General features: G+C 64.7%; 6 protein-coding genes and 1 pseudogene. All 7 read left to right on the forward strand.

Annotation, left to right across the window (positions count from 1 at the left end; genetic code table 11):
• Positions 1 to 152 precede the first annotated feature (152 nt).
• Complete coding sequence (locus tag PMI38_RS02545) at positions 153 to 1,157, forward strand: aspartate-semialdehyde dehydrogenase (RefSeq protein WP_008090284.1); 1,005 nt, start codon at positions 153 to 155, stop codon at positions 1,155 to 1,157.
• A gap of 71 nt (positions 1,158 to 1,228) precedes the next feature.
• A complete protein-coding gene (locus PMI38_RS02550) occupies positions 1,229 to 3,916 on the forward strand; it encodes a FimV/HubP family polar landmark protein (RefSeq protein WP_008090285.1) in 2,688 nt (895 codons plus the stop codon).
• A gap of 213 nt (positions 3,917 to 4,129) precedes the next feature.
• On the forward strand, positions 4,130 to 4,990 hold the full coding sequence (truA, locus tag PMI38_RS02555; protein ID WP_008090286.1) for a tRNA pseudouridine(38-40) synthase TruA: 861 nt from the start codon (positions 4,130 to 4,132) through the stop codon (positions 4,988 to 4,990).
• Between the two features lie 60 nt (positions 4,991 to 5,050).
• The gene (locus tag PMI38_RS02560; protein WP_008090287.1) at positions 5,051 to 5,671 is read left to right on the forward strand and encodes a phosphoribosylanthranilate isomerase; all 621 of its coding nucleotides are present in this window, start codon (positions 5,051 to 5,053) and stop codon (positions 5,669 to 5,671) included.
• 223 nt (positions 5,672 to 5,894) lie between these two features.
• Entirely contained in the window at positions 5,895 to 6,788 is an 894-nt protein-coding gene (accD, locus tag PMI38_RS02565; RefSeq protein WP_008090288.1) for an acetyl-CoA carboxylase, carboxyltransferase subunit beta, read from the forward strand.
• Positions 6,788 to 8,074 (forward strand): bifunctional tetrahydrofolate synthase/dihydrofolate synthase, encoded by a 1,287-nt coding sequence (folC, locus tag PMI38_RS02570; RefSeq protein ID WP_008090289.1) that lies wholly within the window; start codon positions 6,788 to 6,790, stop codon positions 8,072 to 8,074. Before accD ends, folC begins: the two co-directional genes overlap by 1 nt.
• Positions 8,075 to 8,078: 4 nt before the next feature.
• Positions 8,079 to 8,353: pseudogene (locus tag PMI38_RS02575) on the forward strand (SPOR domain-containing protein); the annotation flags it as partial.

Genomic DNA, 8,353 nt, shown 5'->3' on the forward strand with positions numbered 1-8,353 from the left:
CCTCCTGACGTCGCAATTGGCTGCGACTGAGCTACCGCGCGCTTAAAAGCAAGATCAAGATCAAGATCAACAGCTTTGGGGGCGGGACAGACAAAACTCTACAATCCAAGTAAAGTGCCGCCCCCCGCCGTTTCAGCAAAAGGATCCCCACCATGACCCAACCCTTGGACATCGCCGTCGTCGGCGCTACCGGTAGCGTCGGTGAAACCCTCGTTCAGATCCTCGAAGAACTGCACTTCCCGGTCGCGACGCTGCACCTGCTGGCCAGCATGGAGTCGGCGGGCAGCAGCGTGATGTTCGCCGGCAAGAAGGTCAAAGTCCGGGAAGTGGACAGCTTCGACTTCGCTCAGGTCAAACTGGCCTTTTTCGCCGCCAGCCCAGCCGTCAGCCGCAGCTTCGCCAGCAAGGCCCAGCAGGCAGGCTGCACGGTCATCGACCTGTCCGGCGGCCTGGACGACGCCTTGGCTGTGGTGCCGGAAGCCAATGCTGAACGCATCGCCGGCCTCGAACTGCCCGCGCGCCTGGCCAGCCCAAGCTCCGCAGCCGTTGCTCTGGCTGTCGCCCTGGCGCCGCTCAAAGGCCAGCTGGAGATCGAACGTGTGCAGGTCATGGCCGCGCTGGCGGTGTCCGCCCAAGGGCGTGAAGCCGTCAACGAACTGGCCCGGCAGACTGCCGAGCTGCTCAATGCTCGCCCGCTCGAGCCACGCTTCTTCGACCGTCAGGTGGCCTTCAACCTGTTGGCCCAGGTCGGTGCCGCCGATGCGCACGGCCATACGGCCCTGGAGCAGCGCCTGGTTGGCGAATTGCGCGTGTTGCTCGGACTGCCCGAACTGAAGATTTCCGTAACCTGCGTTCAAGTCCCGGTGTTTTTCGGCGATAGCTTCAGTGTGGCCGTACAGACTCGCGCGCCGGTGGACCTGGACGCCGTCAACCAGGCGCTCGAGGCCGCCGACAGCATCGAGCTGGTCGAACGCGACGATTATCCGACGCCGGTCGGTGACGCAGTCGGGCAAGACGTGGTCTATGTTGGTCGTGTGCGCCATGGAATAGACGAGCAGCAACAGCTCAACCTCTGGCTGACCACCGACAACCTGCGCAAGGGCGCCGCGCTCAATGCCGTCCAGGTGGCGCAATTGTTGATTAAACACATGGCGTAAAAGATACTGGCGAGCACTTTTGTCCCGCTCCGCCTGCGGGTTTCGGGACGATTCATACAAGGGAAGAGGTCATGCTTCGAATTCGCAAACTGGTTCTGGCTATGGCGGCAGCGTCGGCGCTGTCGTCTGGCATGGCGAATGCCCTGGGGTTGGGTGAGCTGACGCTCAAGTCGGCACAGAACCAGCCGCTGGACGCCGAGATCGAATTGCTCGATGTGCGCGACCTCACCACTGCCGAAGTGGCGCCGAGCCTGGCGCCGCCGGAAGAGTTCAGCAAGGCTGGGGTGGCTTATCCGACCTACCTCGAAGACCTGACCTTCACCCCGGTGATCAACCCCAATGGCAAGAGCGTGCTGCGGGTCACTTCCAGCCAGCCCCTGCCCGGTACGGTGGTCAAGTTCCTGGTCCAGGTGATGTGGCCCCAGGGCCGCCTGCTGCGTGACTACAGTGTGCTGCTCGACCAGGCCAAGGCCCAGGGTCAGGAGTCTGCCGCGGCGAACGTGACCCCCGCGGTCAGCAGTGCCGGCAGCTACACCACCAAACGTCGCGATACCTTGTGGCAGATTGCCGAGCGCAATACCCAGGGTGGCGGTTCGGTGCAGCAGACCATGATCGCCATCCAGGCGCTGAACCCGGACGCTTTCATCGGCAACAACATCAACCAGTTGAAGGTGGGCCAGGTATTGCGCCTGCCCGACCAGCAACAGATCCAGAGCATCCCCCAGGGGGAGGCCAATCGCGAAGTGGCCGAGCAGTATGCGGCCTGGCGTGAAGGCCGGCGCCTGGGGCCGCGCGCGCGGCAGCTCGATGCCACCCGCCGCGGTGCCGCCGATGCAGCGCCCGAGCGTATTGCCCAGGGCGACAACCTGCGCCTGGTCAGTCCTGGCAACCAGGTGGGCGCCGGCAAAGCCAAGGCGATCAACGACAAGTTGGCCGTGGCCCAGGAAAGCCTGGACACCAGCCGCCGTGACAACGATGAACTCAAAGGTCGGATGACCGACCTGCAGAGCCAGCTCGACAAGCTGGAGAAGTTGATCCAGTTGAAGAACGATCAGCTGGCGCGCCTGGAAGCACAGGGCGCCGCCGATGAGGTGCCGGCAACGGCCGCCTTGCCGGGTGAAGCCAGCCCGGCACAATCGGCAGAGCCTGTTGTTGCTCCGGCGCCTGCTGCTGTCGATACCGCACCTGAAACGGCTCCCGCCAGTGAGCCTGTGCCTGCCGTCCAGCAGCCGAGCGCGCTGGACGAGATGCTTGGCAACCCGGTCGTGCTTGGTCTGGTCGCCGGTTCCGCGTTCCTGGTCCTGCTGCTTTTGTTGCTGCTGCTGGCACGCAAGCGCAAAGCCCAGCAAGAGGCTGAAAAGCACCTGCGCATGGCGCGTGCGCTGGCCGAGGAGGGCGAGCGCAGCCCTGACCTCGACCTGCCATCGAGCAGCTTCGATGAGCTGGACGTTTCCGCGCCGAGCGTTACCTTGTCGCCGGCTGTGGTGGCGGCTTCGGCTGCAGCGGCGGTTGCCGCCGAGAAAGTGGCCGAGCCGGCGTCTGTGGTCCCGGCGCAGGATGCCAATGCCGAGCTGCTGGCCGAGGTCGATCAAAGCCTGGCCCGTGGCCGCCTCAATCACGCCGCCGACCTGCTGGAAACGGCAGTCGCTGCGCAGCCTGAGCAAGACGGCTTGCGCCTGAAGCTGATGGAAGTCTATGCCCGCCAGGGCGATCACAGCGCCTTCGTCGATCAGGAGCGCAAGCTTTCGGGCAGCGAAGAGAACACGGCTCAGGTCGGTGCGCTGAAAGAGCGCTTCCCGGCCATGCTCGGCGTCGCTGCCGCAGGGCTGGGCGCGGCGGCGCTGGCGGCTGAAATGGACGAGCAGTATGTCCAGGAGCTGCTGCAGGACGAGCCTGAAACAGCGGTTGAAAACGAGCCTCAGGCCCAAGCCGTGGCCGAGACCGAGCAGACCCCTGTCGAGGCGCCTGAGCTGAACCTGGAAGCGCCTGAGCTGGACTCGGAGGTACCTGAGGCGGATCTCGATGCGGCTGCCGAGGCGTTCGTCGAGACTTCGGTCCTCGATGACAGCGACCTGGACAGCGCCTTCGACCTGAGCCTGGATGACGAGCTGCCGCAAATCGACCCGCTCGAGACGCCACTGCTGGACGAAACGCCATTGCCGGAGCCGCAGGCCGACGCTGACGTTGCCGTGCAAACCGATGCCGATGAAGATTTCGAAGCCTTGCTGGCGCAGGCTCAGGCCGAGCCACAAAGCATCGATGATCTGGCCGATTTCGACCTGGACATGGGCGAGGCGGTCAGCCCGGCTGCGGCGCCCGAGGAACCGGTGGACGTCGCCGCCGAACTGGCAGCCTTCGATGCAATCCCGGAATTCGATCCGATTTCCGAGCTGGAGTTGCCGGAGGACTTCGACCTGTCACTGTCGCTGGATGACCAGTCGCCGGCGGCCAAGAGCTTTGCCTCGGAACTGAGCGACGTCAACGCCGAGCTGGACAAGCTGTCGCAGAGCCTCGAGTCGCCATCGCTGGAGCCGCACTTCACGGCCGCCGATGCCGCCCAGGAACCGGAGCCGCTGGACGACCTGGACTTCGATTTCTTCTCCGGCAGCGACGAAGTGGCGACCAAGCTCGACCTGGCGCGCGCCTACATCGACATGGGTGACCACCAGGGGGCGCGCGACATCCTCGATGAAGTGGTCAAGGATGGCGATGACGGCCAGCGCCAGGAAGCCGAGGAAATGCTTTCCCGGTTGGTCTGAGGTTTTCCTTGAAGGCCTCTTCGCGGGGCAAGCCCGCTCCCACGGGTTGAGTGGGCTGCTGTCTTGCTCTAAAAGCTGAAAGCTGACGCAATCCCTGTGGGAGCGGGCTTGCCCCGCGAAAAGGCCCGCACCGACGGCACAAAACCAACGGCAGCCCAACAAGGCTGCCGTTGTCGTTATAATCCCGTCATTCCGTATTACCCCACAGGTTTCATGCGCTTGGACATCATCGACACCGCCGCCTCCGAATCTGCCGCCGAAGGCTTCACCCGCATCGCCCTGGGCGTGGAATACAAGGGCTCGCGCTACCGCGGCTGGCAGCGCCAGGCCAGCGGCGTGCCCAGCGTCCAGCAGGCGCTTGAGCAAGCGCTGTCGAAAGTCGCCAATGAACCGATCAGCGTAGTGTGTGCCGGACGCACCGATGCCGGTGTGCATGGCTGCGGCCAGATCGTGCACTTCGACACCCATGCCGTGCGCGACGAGCGCGCCTGGACCCTGGGCACCAACTTCAACCTGCCCCACGACATCAGCGTGGTATGGTCGCGGCCGATGCCGGCGGACTTCCATGCCCGCTTCAAGGCCTGCGCCCGGCGCTACCGCTACGTCATCTACAACGACCCGATCCGCCCGGCACACCTGGCCGAAGAAGTCACCTGGAACCACCGTCCGCTGGATGTCGAGCGCATGGCCGAGGCGGCGCAGTACCTGCTCGGCACCCACGATTTCAGCGCTTTCCGTGCCAGCCAGTGCCAGGCCAAGTCGCCGATCAAGCACATCCATCACCTGCGCGTCACGCGCCATGGCCAGATGATCGTGCTGGACGTGCGCGCCACCGCGTTCCTGCATCACATGGTGCGCAATATTGCCGGAGTGCTGATGACTATCGGTGCTGGTGAGCGTCCTGCCAGCTGGGCACGCGAAGTACTGGAGGGGCGCAATCGCCGTGAAGGCGGGGTCACGGCGCACCCCTATGGCCTTTACCTGGTGCAGGTGGAGTACCCGGAGGAATTCCAGCTGCCACAGCGTTACATTGGCCCACACTTTCTGACCGGTTATGAGGCGTTGGCGGACTGACGGGCGAAAAGTCATTTGCTACCATCGGGCCTTTCACTATCCACTCAGGGTTCGCAGTCCATGAGCAACGTTCGCAGCAAGATCTGCGGGATCACCCGTATCGAAGACGCGCTGGCCGCCGCCGAGGCCGGGGCCGATGCCATCGGCCTGGTCTTCTATGCCAAGAGCCCGCGCGCCGTGGACGTGCGCCAGGCGCGGGCGATCATCGCCGAGCTGCCGCCGTTCGTGACCACCGTCGGCCTGTTCGTCAATGCCTCGCGCTGCGAGCTCAACGAGATTCTCGAAGCCGTGCAGTTGGACCTGCTACAGTTCCACGGCGACGAAACCCCGGCCGACTGCGAGGGCTATCATCGCCCCTGGATCAAGGCACTGCGCGTGCGCCCCGGTGATGACCTGGAAGCCGCCTGCCAGCACTATGCCGGTGCCCGTGGCATCTTGCTCGACACCTATGTGGCCGGTGTGCCTGGTGGCACCGGCGAGGCCTTCGACTGGTCGCTGGTACCTGCTCGGCTGAGCAAGCCGATCATTCTTGCCGGCGGCTTGTCGGCCGATAACGTAGGCCAGGCGATTGCCCAGGTACAGCCTTACGCGGTGGATGTCAGCGGTGGTGTGGAGCAGGCCAAGGGCATCAAGGATCCTGCCAAAATCGAAGCGTTCATGCGCGCGGTGAAACAGGCGTGATGCCAGATGTGACGGCTGGCTGCGCGCCATCGTCCATAGCTATCGCAGCCCTGCGGGGTGGCTGCCGGCATGCCGGGCAGCCGACGCACACATTGAAGACGGCGCGCTGCGCAGGCAGCCCCTGCGGCCGGGCCGTCATCGTTTCATAGAAGAATTTGAGCTCAAAGGGCAGGGCATGGCCGGCCAGACCGGTCCCCGCCCGCCAATACTGGAGAAATAAAGCATGAGCAACTGGTTAGTCGACAAACTGATCCCTTCGATCATGCGTTCCGAGGTGAAGAAGAGCTCGGTGCCAGAAGGCCTGTGGCACAAGTGCCCAGCCTGCGAGGCCGTGCTGTATCGTCCGGAGCTGGAAAAGACCCTGGATGTCTGCCCCAAGTGCAACCACCACATGCGTATCGGTGCCCGTGCACGTATCGATATCTTCCTCGACCCGGAAGGCCGTGCGGAGCTCGGCGCCGAGCTGGAGCCGGTTGACCGTCTGAAGTTCCGTGACGGCAAGAAGTACAAGGACCGCCTGACCGCTGCGCAGAAGCAGACCGGCGAGAAAGACGCCCTGATCTCCATGAGCGGCACCCTGATGGGCATGCCGATCGTGGTCAGCGCCTTCGAGTTCTCGTTCATGGGCGGCTCCATGGGTGCCGTCGTCGGTGAGCGCTTCGTTCGCGCCGCCAACTACGCCCTGGAAAACCGCTGCCCGATGGTCTGCTTCTCGGCCTCCGGCGGTGCGCGCATGCAGGAAGCGCTGATCTCGCTGATGCAGATGGCCAAGACCTCGGCCGTGCTGGCGCGCCTGCGTGAAGAGGGCATTCCGTTCATCTCCGTACTGACCGATCCGGTCTACGGTGGTGTTTCTGCCAGCCTGGCGATGCTGGGTGACGTCATTGTCGGTGAGCCGAAGGCGCTGATCGGTTTCGCCGGCCCGCGCGTGATCGAGCAGACCGTGCGTGAAAAACTGCCGGAAGGCTTCCAGCGCAGCGAGTTCCTGCTGGAGCATGGCGCTATCGACCTGATCATCTCGCGTGGCGACCTGCGCCCACGTCTGGCCCGCCTGCTGGCGCAGATGACCGGCCAGGAAACGCCAGAGCAGGCGCGCGAGGCGGCTGCGGTCGCGTGATGACGAAGCGCAGCCTGGGCGAGTGGCTCGCCTACCTCGAACAATTGCATCCTTCGGCCATCGACATGGGCCTGGAGCGTTCGCAAAAGGTGCTTGCCCGGCTGCAGCTGGGCAAGTTGGCACCGCGCGTGGTGACCGTCACCGGCACCAACGGCAAGGGCTCGACTTGCGCCTTCGTGGCTTCGATGCTGCGGGCCCAGGGCCTCAAGGTGGGGGTTTACAGTTCGCCCCACCTGCTGCGCTACAACGAGCGGGTACTGATCGATGGCCAGGAGGCCAGCGATGAGCGTTTGTGCGAGGCCTTTGCTGCCGTAGAAGCGGCGCGGGGCGAGATTTCCCTGACCTATTTCGAAATGGGCACCCTGGCGGCGTTCTGGTTGTTCCAGCAATCCGGTCTGGATGCCGTGGTACTCGAAGTGGGCCTTGGCGGTCGCCTGGACACCGTCAATGTGGTGGATGCCGACCTGGCCCTGGTGACCAGCATCGGTGTCGACCATGTCGACTACCTGGGCGATACCCGCGAGCGGGTGGCCTTCGAGAAGGCCGGCATCTTCCGCCAGGGCAAGCCGGCGCTGTGCGGTGACCTCGATCCGCCGCAGCCGCTGCTGGACAAGGCGCGCGAGTTGGCTGCGCCGTTGTTCCTGCGGGGGCGTGATTTCGACCTGGAAAGCGCTGAAGGCGTCTGGCACTGGCGTGGCGTCACGCTCGACGGCACCGCGGTGCAGTTGCGCGACTTGCCCCTGCTCGACTTGCCGATGGAAAACGCCACGCTGGCGCTTCAGGCCTACCTGTTGATGGGCCTGCCATGGGATGCCGGGCTGATCCGCCAGGCGCTGCTCGCCACCCGCGTCACCGGGCGTCTGGATCGGCGTGTGGTGTATTGGCAGGGCAAGCGTGTGGAGCTGCTGCTGGATGTGGGTCACAACCCCCACGCCGCAGAGTATCTGGCCCGTCGCCTGTCGGCTCGCCCCCTGCAAGGTCGTCGTCTGGCAGTCTTCGGCCTGCTCGCCGACAAGGATTTGGGTGGTGTCATCGCGCCATTGCAGGCGCTGGTCGACGAGTGGGCAGTCGCACCGCTGGATACGCCCCGCAGTCGTCCGGCCGCCGAGCTTGCCAGTGCCTTGACGAACTGCGGTGCAACGGTGAAGTCTTATGCCAGCGTCGACGCCGCCCTCGAAGGGCAATGCGCGCAGGCGACGGCGGATGACCAGATCCTGCTGTTCGGTTCGTTTTTCTGTGTCGCCCAAGCCCTGGAGTGGCTGGAGCGGCAGGCCCTGGAGGGGTGAATAGATGGCAGTGCTGGATAAAGGGATGAAACAGCGCATGGTGGGTGCGTTGGTGCTGGTGGCGCTGGCGGTGATCTTCCTGCCGATGCTGTTCACCCGCGAGGACGAGATGCGCCAGGTGCGTGTCGAGGCCCCGCAGGCCCCGGCGATGCCCAGCCTGCCTGAAGTCAAGGTGGAGCCGGTTGCAGTGCCCGAGCCGCAAGCGCTGCCGGAAGAGCCGCAACAGCCGCCCGTGGTGGTGAACGAGTCCACAGCGCCAGTGGCTACGCCGAGCCAGCC

Source organism: Pseudomonas sp. GM84 (assembly GCF_000282535.1).
Taxonomy (GTDB): domain Bacteria; phylum Pseudomonadota; class Gammaproteobacteria; order Pseudomonadales; family Pseudomonadaceae; genus Aquipseudomonas.